17 protein-coding genes are annotated in these 20024 nt (G+C 54.1%); 4 read left to right on the top strand and 13 right to left on the bottom strand.

Going from position 1 to position 20024, the window contains the following annotated elements:
• Window positions 1–38: 38 nt before the first annotated feature.
• The 4 genes from GF423_RS05870 to GF423_RS05855 all read right to left on the bottom strand — a co-directional run bounded on the left by GF423_RS05870 (window position 39) and on the right by GF423_RS05855 (window position 3049).
• Window positions 39–368, bottom strand: a complete 330-nt coding sequence (locus GF423_RS05870; protein WP_154327477.1) for a DUF3467 domain-containing protein — start codon at window positions 366–368, stop codon at window positions 39–41.
• 170 nt (window positions 369–538) lie between these two features.
• On the bottom strand, window positions 539–1234 hold the full coding sequence (locus GF423_RS05865; protein ID WP_154327476.1) for a NigD1/NigD2 family lipoprotein: 696 nt from the start codon (window positions 1232–1234) through the stop codon (window positions 539–541).
• 7 nt (window positions 1235–1241) lie between these two features.
• Window positions 1242–1910: an ABC transporter ATP-binding protein gene (locus tag GF423_RS05860; protein WP_154327475.1), complete on the bottom strand. Its 669-nt coding sequence runs from the start codon at window positions 1908–1910 to the stop codon at window positions 1242–1244.
• Between the two features lie 176 nt (window positions 1911–2086).
• Window positions 2087–3049, bottom strand: coding sequence for an NAD-dependent epimerase/dehydratase family protein (locus tag GF423_RS05855; protein ID WP_154327474.1), 963 nt, complete (start codon window positions 3047–3049; stop codon window positions 2087–2089).
• A gap of 415 nt (window positions 3050–3464) precedes the next feature.
• Between GF423_RS05855 and GF423_RS05850 the strand changes: the two genes are divergently transcribed.
• The 3 genes from GF423_RS05850 to pyk all read left to right on the top strand — a co-directional run bounded on the left by GF423_RS05850 (window position 3465) and on the right by pyk (window position 7673).
• Complete coding sequence (locus GF423_RS05850) at window positions 3465–4613, top strand: CD0519/CD1768 family membrane protein (RefSeq protein ID WP_154327473.1); 1149 nt, start codon at window positions 3465–3467, stop codon at window positions 4611–4613.
• Between the two features lie 143 nt (window positions 4614–4756).
• On the top strand, window positions 4757–5953 hold the full coding sequence (gene kbl, locus GF423_RS05845; protein ID WP_154327472.1) for a glycine C-acetyltransferase: 1197 nt from the start codon (window positions 4757–4759) through the stop codon (window positions 5951–5953).
• Window positions 5954–6209: 256 nt separating this feature from the next.
• Window positions 6210–7673: a pyruvate kinase gene (pyk, locus tag GF423_RS05840; protein ID WP_154327471.1), complete on the top strand. Its 1464-nt coding sequence runs from the start codon at window positions 6210–6212 to the stop codon at window positions 7671–7673.
• A 19-nt stretch (window positions 7674–7692) separates the two neighbouring features.
• On the opposite strand, the gene GF423_RS05835 is transcribed toward pyk, so the two are convergent.
• The 7 genes from GF423_RS05835 to GF423_RS05805 all read right to left on the bottom strand — a co-directional run bounded on the left by GF423_RS05835 (window position 7693) and on the right by GF423_RS05805 (window position 15609).
• The gene (locus GF423_RS05835) at window positions 7693–9216 is read right to left on the bottom strand and encodes a GLUG motif-containing protein (RefSeq protein WP_154327470.1); all 1524 of its coding nucleotides are present in this window, start codon (window positions 9214–9216) and stop codon (window positions 7693–7695) included.
• 22 nt (window positions 9217–9238) lie between these two features.
• The gene (locus tag GF423_RS05830) at window positions 9239–10426 is read right to left on the bottom strand and encodes a hypothetical protein (RefSeq protein WP_154327469.1); all 1188 of its coding nucleotides are present in this window, start codon (window positions 10424–10426) and stop codon (window positions 9239–9241) included.
• A 645-nt stretch (window positions 10427–11071) separates the two neighbouring features.
• A complete protein-coding gene (locus GF423_RS05825) occupies window positions 11072–11950 on the bottom strand; it encodes a hypothetical protein (RefSeq protein WP_154327468.1) in 879 nt (292 codons plus the stop codon).
• Window positions 11951–11981: 31 nt separating this feature from the next.
• Window positions 11982–12749, bottom strand: coding sequence for a hypothetical protein (locus GF423_RS05820; RefSeq protein WP_154327467.1), 768 nt, complete (start codon window positions 12747–12749; stop codon window positions 11982–11984).
• A gap of 6 nt (window positions 12750–12755) precedes the next feature.
• Window positions 12756–13496 carry an RHS repeat-associated core domain-containing protein gene (locus GF423_RS05815; protein ID WP_154327466.1) on the bottom strand — a complete coding sequence of 247 codons (741 nt, stop codon included), beginning with the start codon at window positions 13494–13496 and terminating at the stop codon, window positions 12756–12758.
• Window positions 13497–13649: 153 nt separating this feature from the next.
• A complete protein-coding gene (locus GF423_RS05810) occupies window positions 13650–14405 on the bottom strand; it encodes a hypothetical protein (protein WP_154327465.1) in 756 nt (251 codons plus the stop codon).
• A 124-nt stretch (window positions 14406–14529) separates the two neighbouring features.
• A complete protein-coding gene (locus GF423_RS05805) occupies window positions 14530–15609 on the bottom strand; it encodes an energy transducer TonB (protein ID WP_154327464.1) in 1080 nt (359 codons plus the stop codon).
• Window positions 15610–16018: 409 nt separating this feature from the next.
• Here GF423_RS05805 and GF423_RS05800 point away from each other — a divergent pair, with 409 nt between their 5' ends.
• Entirely contained in the window at window positions 16019–16966 is a 948-nt protein-coding gene (locus GF423_RS05800) for an IS30 family transposase (protein ID WP_154326857.1), read from the top strand.
• Window positions 16967–17155: 189 nt separating this feature from the next.
• Here the strand turns inward: GF423_RS05800 and GF423_RS05795 are convergent, their stop codons facing one another.
• Window positions 17156–18343, bottom strand: a complete 1188-nt coding sequence (locus tag GF423_RS05795; protein WP_154327463.1) for a GH25 family lysozyme — start codon at window positions 18341–18343, stop codon at window positions 17156–17158.
• A 129-nt stretch (window positions 18344–18472) separates the two neighbouring features.
• Window positions 18473–19972 carry an oligosaccharide flippase family protein gene (locus GF423_RS05790; protein WP_154327462.1) on the bottom strand — a complete coding sequence of 500 codons (1500 nt, stop codon included), beginning with the start codon at window positions 19970–19972 and terminating at the stop codon, window positions 18473–18475.
• Window positions 19973–20024 lie beyond the last annotated feature (52 nt).

The raw sequence follows: 20024 nt of genomic DNA, 5'->3' as shown, positions 1-20024 counted from the left end.
GAAGTGTTGCTGTGTTGTGATGCAGTTGTGCCGCTGTTTCAGGCCTGGCCCTTGGGCAGGGGGAAGTCGATGATGTCGCCGGCGCCTGGCTTGACGTTGCGGGGCATGCGGGGCTGAATCTCGCCGAAGGTCTGCTCATACTTCTGCACGTTCTGTGCCAGGGCGTTGAGCAGCTGCTTGGCGTTTTCGGGGGTCATGATGATGCGGCTCTGCACGCGTGCCTTGGGCATGTTGGGGGCCATGAGTATCATGTCGATAAAGAAGTCGTTTGGCCCGTGGGTGATCATTGCCAGGTTGGCATATTTGCCTTGCATTTCATCGGCAGGCACTTCGATTTGGATTTGCTGTTGGTTGTCGTTGTTAGCCATTTTCTTGTAATGTTGATGTTGTTGTTGTCAAAAATATAAAAAAAGTGTGGTTGCAAAATGCGTGCCACGGCAGGCGCGGTTTTGCTACACAAAAGTAGCAAAAACTGGAGTACATGTCAAGCCTGGGGGCCTAATATTTGGCGGCGTGCCACACGCGTGGGGGCCGTCGCTCACTTGGCAAAGTCGTAGCAGGTGGCCTGGGGGCGCACCACGTCGCGCACGTGCACTCTCATGACGCGGCACGAGGGCTTGTACCAGGCCTCGCCCACATAGAAGGAGCCGTAGCAGTTGCGCCAGAAGCGGGTGCTGTCCTGGCCCTGCATGAGGTCGTGCACGAGATAGACGTCGACGGTGTCGCTGTCGAGGGTGGCGCCGTCGGCCATGAGGTAGAGCTGGCGGGGGTGGCCGGTGTACTCGACCTGGCCGCGCAGGTTGATGTAGCCCCCCGTGCGCCACAGGCTGCGCAGCTTGATGGGGTGCATGGCATATTGCTCTACGGGCTTGGTGTTGACCCTGAGCGAGTCGCTGGCCACGTTGCCGCTGGTGTAGTAGCGGGCCTGCACATCGCGCACGCCGGGGCTGGGTGTGCCCGTCACGGTGTAGTAGAGCAGCACGCGCTGCCCCGTGGCCAAGTGCCCGGGCTTGTCGAGCCCCGAGGCCCGCAGCACGATGGCGGCCGAGTCGCCACGGCCCAGGTACTCGAAGGTGGCTGTGCTGCCCGAGTAGCCCATGTAGGTCACAAAGTCGTAGCGCCACTCGACGATGCGAGTGTCGTCGTCGTCGCTGCCGTGGCACGCCGATAGTGCGGCCACGGCCAGCAGCAGGGCCAGCAGGCGGCTCGCGTGTGATGTGAAGAAGGCAGTCATCTCGTGGTCATATCACGCTGTCGGGTTCCACGATCATGCCGTCGCGCATGTGCAGGATGCGGTCGCTGTTGCCGGCCAGGCTCTCGTCGTGGGTCACGATCACAAAGGTCTGTTTCATCTCGTCGCGCAGGGTGAAGAAGAGCTTGTGCAGCTCCTGCTTGTTGGCCGTGTCGAGGCTGCCCGAGGGCTCGTCGGCCAGTATCACGGCAGGCTTGTTGACCAGGGCGCGTGCCACGGCCACGCGTTGCCGCTCGCCGCCCGAGAGCTCGGCGGGCTTGTGCTCGAGCCGGTCGCTCAGCCCCATGTAGTCGAGCAGCTCGGCGGCCCGCTTGAAGGCCTGGCTCTGCTTGCAGCCGCCTATGAGGGCCGGTATGGCCACATTCTCGAGCATGGTGAACTCGGGCAGCAGCTGGTGGAACTGAAACACGAAGCCTATGTTCTTGTTTCGGAACTGGGCCAGGCGCTTGTCCTTGAGCCGCAGCACGTCGACGCCGTCGTAGGTCACGGTGCCGCTGTCGGGCTTGTCGAGGGTGCCTATGATTTGGAGCAGGGTGGTCTTGCCGGCGCCGCTGGGCCCCACGATCGACACGATCATGCCGTCGCCTATGGTCACGTCAACGCCCTTGAGCACCTCGAGGTTGCCATATCGCTTGATGATGTTTTTAGCTTCAATCATGTTACTTTCAACTTTGCTTGATGTGCAAAGTTAAAGATTTATTCCCACATTGCATCACTTTTGGGGCACCCGATTTGGCTTGCGCCCTTGCGGCAGCGAGAAACGGCGGCGGGGGCTGCATGCTTGCCGCGTGCAGCCCCCGCCGTGTAGCCTTTTTTGGGGGAAAAGCAGTTTTGCTATTGCTTGATGCCGAACTTGACGCGCAGCTTCTCGATCATGTCGCGTGTCATGGCGTCGAGGTCATACTCGGGTTTCCAGCCCCACTCCATGCGGGCGCAGGTGTCGTCGAGGCGGTTGGGCCACGACTCGGCGATGCCCTGGCGCAGGGGGTCGACGTCGTATACCATCTCAAAGCCAGGTATGTACTCCTTGATCTTGTTGTAGATAATTTCGGGGTCAAAGCTCATCGAGGCGATGTTGAACGAGTTGCGGTGCTTGAGCTTGGCGGGGTCGGCCTCCATGATCTCGATGGCGCCTCGCAAGGCGTCGGGCATGTACATCATGTCCATGAAGGTGCCGGCCTTGATGGGGCAGGTGAATTTCTTGCCCTGCACGGCATAGTAGTAGATGTCGACGGCATAGTCGGTGGTGCCGCCGCCGGGAGGCGTCACATAGGAGATGAGCCCCGGGAAGCGCACCGAGCGGGTGTCGACGCCAAACTTGAGGGCGTAGTAGTTGCTCAGCAGCTCGCCGGTGACCTTGGTCACGCCATACATGGTCTTGGGCTGCTGCAGGGTGTCTTGCGGCGTGCCGTCTTTGGGCGTGTTGGGGCCAAACGAGCCTATCGAGCTGGGGGTGAATACGGCGCAGTGCTGCTCGCGCGCCACCTCAAGCACGTTCATCAATCCGCCTATGCCTATCTTCCAAGCCAGTTGCGGCTTGTTCTCGGCCACGGCGCTGAGCAGTGCAGCCAGGTTGTAGATCGTGTCGATGTGGTACTTGCGCACGGCCTGGGCAATCTGCTGCGCGTTGGTGATGTCTACAATCTCGCTCGGGCCGCTCTCGGCGAGCTCTCCCTTGGGCTCAGCCCCTGGGATATAGCCTGCTACAATGTGGCCGCCACCGTAAATTCCTCTCAGTTTCATGGTCAACTCCGACCCGATTTGGCCAGTTGACCCGATAATCAACACGTTTTTCATATTGTCGTTTTAAAGATAATTTGTTTCATCATTTTGTAGCCGTGCAGCCAGGCCTCGAGCGCAAGAGCCGGGGCTGCCCGCAATGGCACTGTGATGCAAAGTTACACTACTTTGTCGAGAATTTGCGTTTTTCGGCTCGTTTTTTTTCGGTTATTTTGCTGCGAGGGCTTGCATTTTGCAGCAGGTACACCCCTGCCGGGGCAATGTTGCGGGCGGGTGGCCCAACATTTTGCCACAATTATTTTTGTATTGTTTGGGAAATATGTAAATTTGAGCCCGAAGTCGCATGGGGGGGAGTGCTCCCCGGCGGCGACAAGACAACTATTTTGAACCCACGGCGCGGTCCGACCCTTGCCCAGGCAAGAGAAAGTGCCGGCGCTGCAATGCTTTAAACAAAAAATATCGCTAATCACTGATGAAACTGAAAGGCCTCAAGAATGCCAGTGGATGCATGTGCCTCTTGATAGTGGGCGCACTGTTCTCGTTCATAGGGTGGCGCATGGGCGCTGCCAACATGCTCAACACCGTGATGCACACGGCCCACGACCTGCTGCTCAACACGTGTTTCTACCTGATGAGCATCTGTGTGATCACGGGTGCCATAGGCAAGCTCTTTGTCGAGTTTCGTGTCGTCGACCTGTTTGAGAAGATGCTCAGGCCGCTCATGAAGCCGCTGTTCAACCTGCCGGGCATGGCCTCGCTGGGTGCCGTGCTCACCTTCCTGAGCGACAACCCGGCCATCATCACCTTGTCAAAGGACAAGCGCTTTGCCTCCCACTTCAAGAAGTTCCAGTTCATCTCGCTCACCAACTTCGGCACCGCCTTTGGCATGGGCCTCATCGTGATCGTGTTTATGATAGGTGCCGGCTACTATGTGGAGCCCTTCATAGGCTTTGTGGGTGCCTTTGCAGGCTGCATCATCTCGACGCGGTGCATGCAGCACTTCGTGCTCAAGGCCTACCCGCAGTACCGCGACGAGGTGGCGGTCGACTTCGAGCCCACGAGTGCCGACGACGGGTCGGAACAGACGCCCCTGGAGCGCAAGTCGACCTTCCTGCGCACGCTCAACTCGCTGCTCGACGGCGGCAAGATGGGTGTGGAAGTGGGCCTGTCGATCATCCCCGGCGTGCTCATCATCTCGTCGCTGGTCATGATACTCACCTTCGGGCCCAGCACCTCGGGGGCCTACACCGGTGCGGCCTACGAGGGCATCGAGCTGCTGCCCGACGTGGCCAATGTGTTTGCGGGCTTCTTCGACGCCGTGTTTGGCTTCAGCGACCCGCACCAGATTGCCTTCCCCATCACGGCGCTGGGCGCTGTGGGCGCCGCCTTGAGCCTGGTGCCCAACTTCCAGGCCCACGGCTGGATCGACGGCAACGCCATCGCCGTGTTCACGGCCATAGGCATGTGTTGGAGCGGCTTCCTGAGCACCCACACGGCCATGCTCGACTCGCTGGGCTACCGCGAGCTCACCTCCAAGGCCATCATCTCCCACACCATAGGCGGCCTGGGGGCAGCCCTGGTGGCTCACTGGATTTATCTGCTCTACATGCTTGCAGTCTGAGCGCCCCCCGGCTGTTGCTGGATGCGATAAATTTAGGTGGCATTTATGAGCTGCATTTCGAGTTTTTTTGTAACTTTGTGTATCGCATCAATTATATATAGAAAAAACGCATTGACAAAACCAACATAAATAAAACAGCTATCATGTACGGAAAAATTCAACAACACTTGCAACAGGAACTCGCCGACACCAAGGCTGCCGGTCTGTACAAAGAAGAACGCTTGATCACAACCCCGCAGGCTGCCGCCATCAAGGTGAAGCCAGCGACCGATGTGCTCAACTTCTGTGCCAACAACTACCTGGGCCTGAGCGACAACACTCGGCTCATCGATGCTGCGGTCAAGATGATGAAAGAGCGCGGCTACGGCATGTCGAGCGTGCGCTTCATCTGTGGCACGCAGGACATTCACAAGGAGCTTGAGGCTGCCATAGCCGACTACTTCAAGACCGACGACGCCATCCTCTACGGCTCGTGCTTCGATGCCAACGGCGGCCTCTTCGGCGCGCTGCTCGACGACCACGACGCCATCATCAGCGACGCCCTCAACCACGCCTCGATCATCGACGGCGTGCGCCTGTGCAAGGCCAAGCGCTACCGCTATGCCAATGCCGACATGGCCGAGCTCGAGGAGTGCCTCAAGCAGGCTCAGGAGCAGCGCTTCCGCATCATTGCCACCGACGGCGTCTTCTCGATGGACGGCAATGTGGCTCCTCTCGACAAGATATGCGCCCTGGCCGAGAAATATGACGCCCTCGTGATGGTCGACGAGTCGCACTCGGCAGGCGTTGTGGGTCCCACTGGCCACGGCGTGGCCGAGCAATTTGGCCTCTACGGCAAGATCGACATCTTCACCGGCACGCTGGGCAAGGCCTTCGGCGGTGCCATGGGCGGTTTCACCACCGGCCGCAAGGAGATCATCGACATGCTGCGCCAGCGCTCTCGCCCCTACCTGTTCAGCAACAGCGTGGCTCCCGGCATCGTGGGTGCCAGCCTCGAGATGTTCAAGATGCTCAAGGAGAGCAACGCCTTGCACGACAAGCTGGTCGACAACGTGAACTACTTCCGCGACAAGATGATGGCAGCCGGCTTCGACATCAAGCCCACGCAGAGTGCCATATGCGCCGTGATGCTCTACGACGCCAAGCTCGCTCAGGACTTTGCCGCCGAGATGCAGAAGGAAGGCATCTATGTCACTGGCTTCAGCTATCCTGTGGTGCCCAAGGGCGAGGCACGCATACGCGTGCAGCTCAGCGCCGGCCACGAGCGCGACCAGCTCGACAAGTGCATCGCTGCCTTCATCAAGGTGGCCCAGCGCCTGGGTGTGGAGCTCAAGAAGTGATCGTGCGCCGGGCTTGCCCCGCGCCGATGGCACATAACTATCGCATAGGGCCCTGCCGTTTACCGGCGGGGCCTTTTTTTGAGCGCTGCTTGTAGCATAAGAATGAAAAAGAAGTTGTAACTTTGCACACTCAAGGGGAAAGTGAGCACTGGCCTGTTGCGGCTCGCTGTCATCACTTTTTGCCATTTGTGACAAGGCACTATATAGAATCAATCGCAAAATTTTTATCGCAATGACACAACTCAATCCTGAATATATGACAACCAAGCAAACTAAAATTGTGGCTTCAATCTCCGACTTGAGATGTGAAGAAGACTTCATCAGGTCGCTCTTTGAGGCTGGCATGAACGTGGTGCGCATGAATACCGCCCACGGCACCCAGGAGGGCATGACCAAGCTCATCGCCAACGTGCGACGCGTGAGCAACAGCATCGCCCTGCTCATCGACACCAAGGGCCCCGAGGTGCGCACCACCACCATCGACGGCGGCGCCGACACCATCACCTTTCACGCGGGCGACAGGGTGCGCATTGTGGGCAAGCCCGAGTTGCTCACCACCCGCGAGCAGATTGCTGTGAGCTACCCCAACTTTGTGCGCGACCTCAAGCTGGGCGCCGATGTGCTCATCGACGACGGCGAGATTGAGATGAAGGTGGTGGAGAAGGGCGGCGACTACCTCACTTGCGAGGTGCTCAACGAGTCGGTGCTGGGCCACCGCAAGAGCGTGAACGTGCCCGGCGTGCGCATCAACCTGCCCTCGCTCACCGAGAAGGACAAGCGCAACATCCAGTTTGCCATCGACAACAACCTTGACTTTATCGCCCACTCCTTTGTGCGCAACCGCCAGGACATTCTCGACATACGCAAGATACTCGACGAGCGTCATTCCGACATCCAGATCATTGCCAAAATCGAGAACCAGGAGGGTGTTGACAAAATAGATGAAATCATCGAGGCTGCCGACGGTGTGATGGTGGCACGCGGCGACCTGGGCATCGAGGTGCCGCAGGAAAACATACCTGGCATTCAGCGTGCCATCATACGCAAGTGCGTGCATGCGCGCAAGCCCGTGATTGTGGCCACCCAGATGCTGCACACCATGATCGAGCACCCGCGTCCCACCCGGGCCGAGGTGACCGACATTGCCAATGCCATCTACTCCAATACCGATGCCGTGATGCTCTCGGGCGAGACTGCCTATGGCAAGTATCCCGTCGAGGCTGTCGCGACCATGGCACGCGTGGCCCGTCGCGCCGAGGCCGACAAGACACCCGACCTCGACATCATCATGCACGTGGCCGACGAGCCCGACGTGACAGCCTTCCTGGCCAAGCAGGCCGTGAAGGCGACGGCCCTGCTGCCCGTGAAGGCCATCATCACCGATTCCTACTCGGGCCGCACGGCACGCTACCTGGCCTCCTATCGCGGCAAGGTGCCAGTGCTGGCTATATGCCACAGCGAGAAGACGATGCGTCGTCTGGCTTTGTCCTATGGCGTCGATGCCGTGTATCTGCCTGGCAAGATCAACGGCCAGGACTATTACTTCTCGGCCCTGCAACTGTTGCTCAACAAGGGGGTGCTTAGCCCCGACGAGATGGTGGCCTACTTGAGCAGCGGCCTGCAGAGCACCCACACCACCTTCTTGGAAATCAACAAGGTGAGCGAGGTGCTCGAGGCCGGTGCCAGCTATGTGCTGCCCAACAGCAACAGGCTCGTGTGAACCGCTGCTGCTGCTGTAGCTATGGGTTCAAAACAAGATTGATGAGCGCCGTGACGTCGCTCACGTTGACCGTGCCGTCGCCGTCGATGTCGCTCACGTTGAGGCTGTAGCTGGCCGAGCCCAGCACGCAGTTGATGAGCACCGTGACGTCGCTCACGTTGACCATGCCGTCGCCGTCGATGTCGCCATGCCGTTGCACGGTTGGGCCCACGCCCACAAGGTGGGGATAGCCCTCGTTGACGGCAGCGTCGATCGCCCACACGCGGGCGAAATCCCAGTGGGCTGCTGCGTAGGTGTCTTGCACTTTCATCTGCGCGGTGGTCTTGGCCTCGCACTGGCAGTCGTTGTGGGCGAAGCCGCCCACGCCCTCGGCCTGTTGCGATATCTCCTTGTCGTAGTAGCAGCTCTTCACGGTGGCCGTGTACGACTTGTTGCCCACCAGCCCGCCGGCTATGGCAGCATTGGTGGCGGTGACCTGGCCGGCCGCGTAGCAGCGTGCCACGTCGCTGCCGCTGTAGTCGAGCGAGCCGATGAGGCCGCCCACGCTCGACTCTCCCTCGACCGTTGAGCGGGCAAAGCAGTCGTTCACAGCCGTCTCCTCGTTTTTGCCCACGAGGCCGCCCACATAGGTAATGCCCTTCACGCGGTTGCCGGCTGCATAGCTGTGTGCGATCACCGACTTCACGGCCACGCCCACGAGGCCGCCCATCTGGTTGCCGCCCACGACCTCGACGCTGCTGCTGCAGGAGTCGACGTGAGCGTTGCTCAGGTAGCCCACAAGGCCTCCGGCCAGGCGGCCCACCTGTTGCGTGCCGTCGGTCTCGGTCTTGGTGATGCTGGCTATTTTTCCTGTGGCATGACAGCGGCTCACGGTGCCCTCCACACACCAGCTGACGATGCCTCCCAGGTAGTCGTAGCCCGAGATGGCAGCGTCGACGGTGCAGTCGCGTGTGGTGCCATAGCTCTGGTAGCCCATGAGGCCGCCCAGATAGATGCCGCTGCCCTTCACCATCGACTGGGCAACGTGGCAGTCGGTGACTTCCTCTTCAAAGGCGTATCCTGTGAGCACTCCCAGGTTTTCGGTGCACTCGATGTGAGCGCCGTTGAGGCGCAGGCCGCGCACCGAGCCGCCGTAGACGTAGCCAAACAGCCCCTGGAAATCGGTGGGGCGGTTGACGTAGAGCTGATTGATGGCGTGTCCCTGGCCGTCGTAGTGCCCCCTGAAAGCCATTTTCTTGACCATGCCGTTCACGGTTTGCATGCCGCCTATGGCCGCCCAGCCGTGCCCGCCGTCCCATTGCCGGGTGGGGCTGCAGTCGATGTCTTGCGTCTGCACGAGATAGGTGTCGGCCAGGTCGATGCCCCCGTTCACCTGCTGGGCTATCCACAGCAGGTTGTGGAGGGTTGCAATCTGGTAGGGCGAGCGGGCGGTGCCGTCGCCATCGGGTTTCTTGCTGGCGTCGTAGTAGCCTTGGGCGGCAGCGAGCACAGGCAATAGTGCTGCCAGCATGAGCAGGCAGCACCGGGGTATCGATGTGTTCATTCTACAGGCAGTGTGACGCGTTTTACTGGAACATGACTTTCACAGCCTGGCCGTTGACGACCACAATGTAGACCGAGCCCTTGCTTGCGCCGTCGACGTGGAACACGGCTTGCCCGCCTGCTATCGTTTTCTGGCCCAGGCATGCACCTTGCAGGCTGTAGAGTGCAGCCGTGCCGCTGCCGGCCGTGACAACGATGGTGCCGTCGCTGGCGCTGGCAACAGCGGTGAGCCCTTGCAGCTCGACGGCCGTCACGCCGGTATACTCGGCCTCGGGCACGACCTCGACGTCGAGATTGTCGATAGCCATGAGCGTGAGCGAGTTGTCGGTGAAGTACTCGCCGCTTGCATCGGTATAGGGCTTGCCGTTGACCAGCCAGTGGTGCACGATCACCTTGCCCGAGGGATTGTCGGGCGGAGCGACTTCAAAGAGAATCTGGTCGCCAGGCGTGACCGTTGCGCCCGAGGCAATGACCGGGCTGTCATACTCGCTGCGGTTGTAGCAAGTGAGCTGGGCCGTGTGCGGCTGCCTGTAGGTCACGGTGCGGGTCTCGCCGTCTTTGTAAAACGCCACAGTCAGATAGAAGCCGCTGGGCACATTGTTTTTGTAGAACTGGTCGGGGTGGGAAGGGAAGATGGAGTTGTCCTCAAATTTCCACACCAGGATGTTGTAGCCGTCGGCCGGGCGGGGATCGAAGTAGGCGCCGCGGCCCTCGGGCAGCATGTAGGTGATGCCGTCGGCCTCGGGGGCGATCAGGCGGCCGAAGTCGCCTTGCTCCTCAACGTTGACTTCGGCTCCGAGCGTGCCTTCCTTGGGCACGACAAAGGTGGCTGGCACCAGCTTGCACACGTCGGCCGTCACAACCAGGTCGGAGCCCACGCTTTTCAGGGTTTGCTCGGTCGAGGAGTAGGACTCTCTGATTTCGGACAGGTTGCTCTCGCTGGCGCCCTTCTGCCACACATACACGACATAGCCCTTGTCGGGGGTCACCTTGAGCTTGACGTTGCTGCCCGACGGAACCGTGTAGGTGTAGCCGTCGCTGGCCGGGGTGAGCTTCTCTTCTTGCGCACTGGCGGCGTCGACCAGGTAGGCCTCGGTCGAGGCGTGCGACACATTTTGGGCAAACTTGATCGAAACATTGCCTGCGGCCAGGGTAAGGGTGTTGAGTAGTAAGATTGCTGCTGCACAGCACATTTTGTAGGTTTTGTTCATGTTGTGGTAAAAATAGTGGGGGGTTAAACAAACATTAATAATTGCAAAAGTAGATAAATCTTTTTTAACTCACAAGGCCGCACCGGCCTCGCTGGGCATTTTTTTTGATTGTAGCGGCAGAAAAAATAACAGGGGCATCACTGCTCCTGCTATTTCTTTACAATTGTTGCCAATTGTACATTAAAATCACTACTAAGAATATTTTTCATTACTTTTCAAAAGTCTAAACCCCTTAATATCCCTATTATAAACCCTATTAGTGTTTTGAACATTGCAAAGAAACGAAGAATTTTTTTGCCCGCCAAATTTTTTATACCAATCGGCGATTTTTATCGATAAATTAACGTTTCATTTCGATTATTTCCTTCTCTTTGCCTTTTGGTTTACTTTTCGAAATATTAGGGTGGGTAAACTTACGATGTGTCACCAATCCTTACCCATAGGCGACACTTATCAAGTTGCAACCTTATTGGTGCTTGAAGATTGTCGCTCCATGACATCATTATAACGTGACAACTCCGCTTATATTGTCTTGTACCGCATTCCCATTGCCGCAGCCCAGGCGATTTCACTCGGTGAATTTCTGCTACACCCAGTCCAGCATTTTTCAAAAGGATATTTCTTTTGGATAGGGCGTTGATTGCTCTACCCCAATGGCACTGTGTCGCCCACATAATTGAAGGAGAATTGCCCTATTTGCAATAGGAGATAGCTTATATTGAAATAAATACACTTCCCTTCTAAAATTGGTAAAACATTGCTGCTGCATGACATTTCTCCGCTGCTCATAGGTGGCAGGCAGGAGGCTTTTCTCCTGTCGCTACGTGTGGTTGACAGAAGTTTAACGATTTTATATCGGCACAACTTCTTTTTATAGGGCTTGACTTCATACCGGTCGATGAAACTAAGGCCTTTACCGCTTAAGTCACGGTTTTCTATCTCTACTGTTTTACTGTCTACAAAGTGAAACGTCAGGTTTCGTTCTTTTCGGTCACCGAACTTGTATAGATATTTCTTGAACTTACCAATTCCCAACCTTGCGTACAACAGAGGGCTCACTAAATTTGTTTTGGACATCCATTTCAGGCTGTCGGTGCTTCTAAGAATAAAATTGGCTGCGGATAACAACGAATAGTCTTCTGAGAAGGTTATGACACCGTCGGATAAAAGAGGAAAAATCTGACAACTGTAATTCACTTTTTGGGATGTATTCATTCTTGCAGGCAGAATGGGTTTCTTCCTCACTGTATAATCATCACGGTTGGTTGTTGACAAGTACAGGCCTATTTTCCTATGGCTAATCCAGTTATAACGATATGTGTCGGAAAAGAAAAGAATGTGTTTCCAGCCATTATTCTCATTCTCTCTATTCGAGATCGTAACAGTTGAATCATTCTCAAACCTCATGGTTATCATCCGCAATGGACTATCCTCAAACACATATAGCTTTTGAATGTTGTTGCCTGAAGTGCTTTCGGCCAGGCAGCATAGCGGGAATAAGATGAAGCAATATAGAAGTTTCATTTCTCAAACCACTCCTTTCTTTTCTTCTGCATTATCGTGATTCTTTCTTTTTACTGCTAATTGGAAGAGCGACGTTGAATTCGAATGTCTCACTAATTTTTCCGTCTTGTTCTATTCTCGCAGGCACAAATTTCAGCAGTCTTATTTTTGACATTAGCATGTCAAAGAAGATGGGATACTCGTTACGGGGTGGGTAACAATCTTTTAAGTCGATGTTAGCAACATCCCCGTCCTTGCCTATTAACATGTAGGCCTGGGCAGAGAATTGCTCTGGTGCTGCAATTTTAGGAACAGAAGTATACAAAGAGCTAAATATTGAGTCAACATTGATGTCCTTTCTCAATTTAGGATATTTGAAACCCCATCTCTCCTCAGGCCTGACCGTCAAGACAATATTTTGATTTTTTGATTTCTCAAACACCCTTTGCCTTGCATCTTTTCCACAAGAAGCCAAAACCAATGTGTCCTCGGTCAATTTTATGATTCTATCGGCATTGTAATATAGTTTATCTCTTGTTTTTATGCCCTCACGCCCGCCATAGAAATATCGGATTGAATCATGGTAGATGTCAAAATATTTGTAAGAAATACAATCAGTGTATATCATTCCTTTGCCATCATACTCTACAAAGCTATGATTCTTTTTGAAGGCAATCCCAAATTTACCATCGGTCAAATTCCAATACTTGATGCTGTCGGCAGTAAGCATGAGAAATTTAGCCGGCTTGGCCGACCTGCACGATGAAAGCAGACCGATTGATAATAGTAGAAAAAATGCGTATATAATGAATCTCATCATTAAATTCTATTTTGTAAGTGTGATAACCACATCGGGAAGCGAAAGACTCCTGATAACCATGTTGTTTGTTATATCATAATTGAATGTTGCGATACCAATGAATGCGGCATTCAATCTTGAAACATATTGGCTGATTGTTTCTGCATCACACACCTTGTTTTCGATAGCCTTGTTCAAGCTGATTTCTGCACCGTTTGGGTCAATTCTGTTAATGGGATTACCATGACAATATGAATATGGGCTGGCAGAATAGTATTTCTCCGCCATAGGATCCATGGTAATGAACCGCGTAATAGTGGGGTAGTGGCGGGCCTGGCTGTCGTACCAGTCGAGGCCGTTCTCACGGTCGAGCTCCTTGCCGCCGTACTTGCGGGGCTGCACACCGCTGCCAGCGGCACCCATGAGCCCACCGTAGGGGTAGTAGTTGTTCACCTCCTCGAGCCTGCCCGCCTCGTCGATGACGGCACGCACGTTGCCCTGGTAGTCCTTGATGTAGTAGTGATACCTGCCGCCGGCCCAGTAGCCGTAGTCGTTATGCACCCGCTCGAGCACCCCGTTGCGGTACTCGTGCCCCGCGCAGTACTCCACCGCGCTGAGCGTGACGGGGCCTGTGGCAGCCTCCTCCCCCGGAGCGGTGGCTGCACCAGTTACTGGCTGTGCACTGCCCATGGTCGCGACACTCAAGATAGCTACCCAAAGGAGGAAAATAGCAGCAATATTAGGGTTGGGGGGCATTTTTGTCCTCATAAGGCCGGTTTAAGTTTGTTAGGTTTCAAATTTAAACAAAAATTTCAAACGAAACAGACAATAGAGAAATGTTTTGGCCGTATATTAATTTTTTTTAGTATTGAATGCATGGGAATTATCGTTTTGGAATAATGCCGTGCACAACCCAGTGAATCAGGCTTTGTTAATAGAGGAACGTACGGGGCTATATATGTCGTCTAGGTATCTTTCTTCCCCAAAAGCTGGCTCCGTGATCCATTCTCCCAAGGGGCCTGTGCGAAATTTTACAATTAGCGGGCCGGTTTTAGTCATGCAACGATAATACAAAGAGTCGCGTGATATTGTTTTATCAAAATTGAGATACCCCTCTTCTATGTTGCCTTCACTCTGGCTCCTATTTGACTCAGCCAGGTTGACGCGTTGTTTTTTATAATTCCTACATATTTCTCTCAGTTTAAAGAATCTGTTGTCGTTGTTGAGGTCTTCATTGGCCCCCGGAGTGATGATCACACAATTATGCTTGGTTTTCAGATAGATCTGAGTGTACCATATGATATAGCTTTCGTTTTCGGTGGCAACAGCACGTCTCGTTACCTCTTGTTCGATGATTGTGTCATTATAAAAGAATCTGTAAACGGTGGTCATCTTCTCATCCTCAGGATTTTTCATGACTGAGCTCCAGTACTTTCCCTTGGCATGGTAGGTGTAGGACCTCTGTTTGGTGTAATTGCCCATCAATGCAACAATGATTTTATTGCCCGATGAATACACCCGCACATATGGGGCTTTCTTTGCCACACCCTCTCCTTTCATGGTGTATTCGTTAAACGTCTCATACTTTGGCCATGTTCCTTTAAACAGCCTCTTGCAAGAAGTGGCCATGAGCAAGAGTGCCATTAAAACACAAATGTTGATTTTCTTAGTTTTCATATTTTTTTCAGGCTTTGCCTGATTGATGAGGATTATCGTTTTAGGATAATGACGTGCACCACCAGGTGAATAATGTGTTTCTTCCTTTCATTCAATTCACATTCTTGTTTGAGGATTGAAAGTCTCATTCGGTGAATTCCAGCAGCACCCAGTGCCAGCATTTCACCGCTTCGCCATCACGCATGGCCGGCCGCCTGTAGCGGAACCTCCGGGCCATCTTGAGCACCCACTGGTCTTGGGCCTCATTCCCTCCGGAGCTCCTCAATTCGGCCTTCAGCACCTGGCCCCTCTCATCTATCATGAGGTCGACAATATACTCTTTCCCTTTGAGCCATTTGTTCTTGAGCATGCGAGTCTCGCAACCATCCTTGTATGTCACATTCCCATTGGCAGGAACGGGGCTCACATCCACATAGTGCTTCAACCGCGGCCAGTCATAGTAGGCTCCCTCCCTGGTGTAGCTGGCTTCTTCATTGTATTCCCAACTTTTCTCGCTGCCACTAAAACCTGGTCCTGTGCCCCATTCGCCCAGGCTGCCAAAAGGGAATTTTTCTAATATCAGGCCTTTTTTCACTCTGCTGCAATAAATCATAGAGTCTCCTGATATGATTTTTTCAAAGTCGAGATACCCTTCATCTCCATCGTATATTCTGTCGTCTATCTTCGACAGATCCCGGCATCGTTTCTTGTAATTGCGACACAGATCCCGCAGTTTAACAAACCGGTTGGTGTCGTAATAATCATTAACGGTATCAGGCCTTATGCTCACGCAATTGTGTTTGGTTTTCATATAAATTTTAATAAACAATTTTACACGATGTTCCTCGTAGCTTGAGTCAGGGACAGAACAATACCCTATCCTTTGTTCAATGATTGTGTCATTATAAAAGAATCTGTAGATGGTGTCCACTCCATCTGTGTTCACAATAATCGAGCTCCAGTACTTTGCATCGGGATGATAGGTGTAGGCTGCGAGTTTTCTGAGTTTGTCCGACGAGGCTACGATAATTCTATTACCCGATGAATGCACATATACAAACGGAGCCCTCTTTGCAACACCATCGGCTTTCATAGTGTATTCGTTAAAAGTCTGATACTTTTTGAATCCTACGAGGTTGTAGACTCTGTCTGCTTCACTATTGCATGAAATGGCCATGAGCAAGAGTGCCATGAAAACACAAATGTGGGTTATATTAGTCATCATAATATAATGGTATTATGCATTCTACCGGCAGATGGGGCTTTTCAAGGAAGAATCCGTTCCCAAAAACTGGTATCGGTAGCGATGCCATGGCTATCGTTATCGTTGCCATAACTAAAGAGGTGCATGATTTCAACATAAAGATTTCTAGTTTTTAAGTGAAGGTAGATCAAGCCCATGGGAGACTTGGGTTTATTAGATAATTTTATTTGCAAATATAATAGTTTTTTTGCTAATTCCAATTAGAAGTGCAAAACTCTGCGGTGCATTAAAACATGAAAAACACCGCGGAGGTTTGCCTTGCGGCTGGGGGCGCGAAGCCCCCAAAGAGCATTGGCGGATAACTTAAGCAATACAAAAAAAGAGGAGATCTTTCGTTCCCCTCCCTAAGATTAATTAATTTTGTATTGTGATGTATAAACAATTAACCTCGGAGCAAAGATACACAATAAGTGTGCTACTCCAAACGAAATTCTCACTTAGTTTCATAGCCGAGACTATTGGTGTGTCAGTAAGCACGGTTTCTCGTGAGCGAAGGCGTAATTCTAATGCTAAAGGCGTTTATGACGCACGTACGGCCGTATTGAAAGTCAAACGACGCAAGGCCAGGACACCTGGCAATCGCCGTATCGCTCCCTATGTACGCAGCCGTGTTTTTGAACTTATCCGTAAGGAGCAGTGGTCGCCGGAGGAAGTCGCCGGATGGCTTGGCAAGAAAGAGGGCATCACGGTGTCCAAGTCAACCATATACAACTGGATAGCGGCCCTTTCCCCACATTACGGGGACAACATCCGAAAGCACCTCAGGCATGGAGGCAGACCAAGGCAAAAGTCCTTGCTTACCACCAAGGCGCATATTCCCAACCGCCTCTCCATTGACGAAAGACCGGAAACGGACTATGGACAGACCATAGGAGACTGGGAGATGGACACCATCGTAGGAAAGGAAGGCAAAGGTGCCATCGTTACTCTGGTTGAGAGGAGGAGCTGCTTTATGCTCATGGAGAAACTCGATACGGGAAAGCAGGCCGTTCCACTGGCATATGCCGTGGTGAGACTCATACGGGAGAGCGGGTTGCCTGTAAGGTCGATAACGACAGACAACGGGCCGGAGTTTGCCGCACACGAAATCATTGCGAGGGAACTTAACACGAAAGTTTACTTCGCACATCCGTACTGCTCGTGGGAGAAGGGAGCTATCGAGAACATGAACGGGCTCATCAGGCAATATATTCCGAAGAAGACGGACTTTAGGGGAATTTCAAGGCTATATGTCAAGAGCATCATCGAAAAATTAAACAACAGGCCAAGAAAGAAAAACGGATTTCGAAAGCCCAAAGACATGATTAAAGAAAAATAGCGTAACTTTGCACTTGCTTCTGGAATCCGCCTTTTAGTCTTTAATTGTTAAAAATTACTATATTTTTAATTGATAAACGATGTCACTCATTCTTTTTTTGTCTGAGATTTGTTGGAAATAGAACTATGTTTGCAATTTTCCTGTTGCAGCATAAAAACTTTTTTTAATAAGGCTTTTCGTGCTTGAGGTTTATCGTTTCTTGATGGGCATGTATACATCGTCGTCGTTATCGGCCGAGCTTTGGTTCACCCGTTTGCCTTGGCTTTTTGCCTTTTGGTTGGCGCTTTGCTGTTGAGCCTTGCGAGCGGCCTCTTGCTTGCGCGCTTTCTCGCGAGCTCGCTCGGCGTCTTTGAGCGCCTGCTTTTGCTCCTGCTTTTGCCTGGCTTGCTGCTGCTCCAGGGCCTTGCGGTCTTGTTCTCTTTTTTTTTCAGCCGCCTTTTGGGCTTCGGCTTCTCGCTTGGCTTTGGCCTTGGCTTCGGCCTCGGCCTGCTTGCGCGCCTGTTCGCGAGCCTTCTCAGCCTCTTTGCGCGCTTGCTTCTCGGCCTTTTCCTGGGCTTTGCGCTGCTTTTCCATCTCCTTCTTGCTCAGGGGCACTTGCTGCTGCTGGGGCTTGGGCGCAACCTTGCGCGGCGGCACTGCCGTGGTGCGGGTGGTGGCACGTGCCGGGCGGCGGCCCTTGATGAGGATGCTGTTGAGGTTGCAACCGGTGTTGAAGCGGCACAGGTCGACATAGCTGTCGATGCCGGCTATGCGGCCGCGCTCAGAGAATTGCCACAGCGTCCAGGTGGCGTCGGCGAGCCGGGGCGGATACTTGGAATAGCGGGCGATAAAGAGCTTGTAGCCCGCCAGGCGGCCGCGCAGGTAGCTGTTGTAGAATGAGCTGCCGGTGTAGATCATGGGGCGGCAGCCGTAGTGGCGCTCGAGCATGCGGGCAAAGGCGAGCACGCTGTCGGCCACCTGGGCGCCCGTGAGGCCGCCTTTGGTCTCGATGTCGATGAGCGGCACCAGGTCTTGCTCGTTGAGCTTCACGATCGAGGTGAAGTTCTGGAATTGCTTGATGACCGGGATGTTGGGCCGGTAGAAGTGGTAGCTGCCCACGCGCAGGCCGTGCTTGCGTGCATTCTCGATGTTGTACTGGTAGTGGCGCGACTTGTAGCTGGTGCCCTCGGTGGCCTTGACGTAGACAAACTTGATGTTCTTGTCGCTGGCCGTGGCGCTCCAGTCGATGTCCTCCTGGTAGCTCGACACGTCGATGCCGTCATACACCAGGTCGCGTATTTCGGGCGAGTTGCTGCTCAGGTCCAGCTCGCGTTGCTGCGCTTGCAGGCTCGCGGTCGTGACCAGTATCGTGATGACTGATATGAGAAATGCTCGCATCGTGGGTGCCGATAAAAATTACATGTTGACAAAGATAATAAAAAACGTGCTTAAATTGTGCTCGATTGCCGCCGCTGGGCGCGTGTCGCCAGCACAAAGCACGCTTTTTAATCCTTTTTTAGATTTTTTTCACCTGAACAGCCTCCCCACCACGGGCAACTTGGCCAGCATGCCGCTCATGTGCTCCCGCTTGACCACGACAACAGCATAGATGGCAATGAGGCCGGTGTTCACCAGCAGGCACGGCACCGAGCCCAGCCGCGACTGGGCGACCTCCATGCCGGCAAAGAGCACTGCGGCCAGGACGGTGTAGAAGAATATCTCCTTGAGGGGATAGTTGATGGGGTAGTACTTCTGCCCGAAGATGTAGCTGGCCACCATGCTGATGCCGTAGGCTGCAAAGCCGGCCCAGGCACAAGCCATGTAGCTGAACTTGGGAATGAGGAAAATGTCGATGGCTATGAGCACCAGGCAGCCCAGCCCCGAGAAGTAGGCACCCCATATCGTGCGGTCGGTGAGCTTGTACCAGAAGCTCAGGTTGAAATACACGCCAAACATGATCTCGGCCGCCATCACGATGGGCACCACCTTGAGCCCCTCCCAGTAGGACGGCCCCACCAGGTAGCGCAGGATGTCCATGTAGCCTATCACGCTCAGAAATGCCAGCAGCGTGAAGATGATGTAGTACTTCATCACGCGGGCATAGGTCTGCTTCTTGTCGGCACTCTTGTTGCCGAACACAAAGGGCTCGTAGGCAAAACGGAAGGCTTGGGTGATGATGACCATGATCATGGCTATCTTGATGCAGCTGCCGTATATGCCCAGCTGCGTGTGGGCCTCGTGCACGCTGCCGCTGTAGAAGTAGGGAAACAGGATGGTCGACGCACTCTGGTTGAGCTGGCCGGCCAGCCCCAGGATGAGCATGGGCCAGGTGTAGGAGAGCATGCGCTTGCACAGCCCCCAGTCGAAGCCTGCCCGCACGCCTCGCACCTCCTTGTAGAGCATGAGCAGCGTCACGATTGAGCACGCCAGGTTGATGTAGAACACGATGCCCACGTCGGGCACATAGTGCTGGTCGTAGATGCCGAAGGCGTTGATCTTGAGCTTGGGAAACACGATGAGAAACAGGCACACCGAGATCACGTTGATCATGATGTTGGCTATCTTGAGCAAGGCAAACTTCATGGGTCGGTGCTGGTAGCGCAGGTAGTCGAAGAGGATGCACGACCACGAGTCGATAGCCACGCATATGGCCATCGTGCCTATGTACCACGGGTGCTCGGTGTAGCCCATGGCGGCGGTCACGGGCTTGAGAAAGAGGATCACGAGCGCGGCAAAGGCAACCACTACCGTGCCCACCATGCGCAGCACGGTCGAGTAGACCAATGGGGCATTCTCGCCCTCCTTGTTGGCAAAACGGAAAAACGTGGTTTCCATGCCGAAGGTGAGCGCGATGATGAGCAGCCCTATATAGGAGTACACATTGGTGATGATGCCATACTGGCCCCCGCTGGCCGTCCACGAGAAGGTCTCGATGGGCACGAGCAGGTAGTTGATGAAGCGGGCCGCGATGCTGCTCAGCCCGTATATTGCTGTGTCTTTAGCTAACGATTTTAAATTTGCAGCCATTGTTGTGATTTTGAGCACGGCCGCACAACTGTGATGCGGCCTGCGTGTGCGA

It is taken from the genome of Sodaliphilus pleomorphus (assembly GCF_009676955.1).
Lineage (GTDB): Bacteria > Bacteroidota > Bacteroidia > Bacteroidales > Muribaculaceae > Sodaliphilus > Sodaliphilus pleomorphus.
The sequence above is the reverse complement of the archived record's forward strand: the minus strand, read 5'-3'. Positions and strand labels throughout refer to the sequence as shown.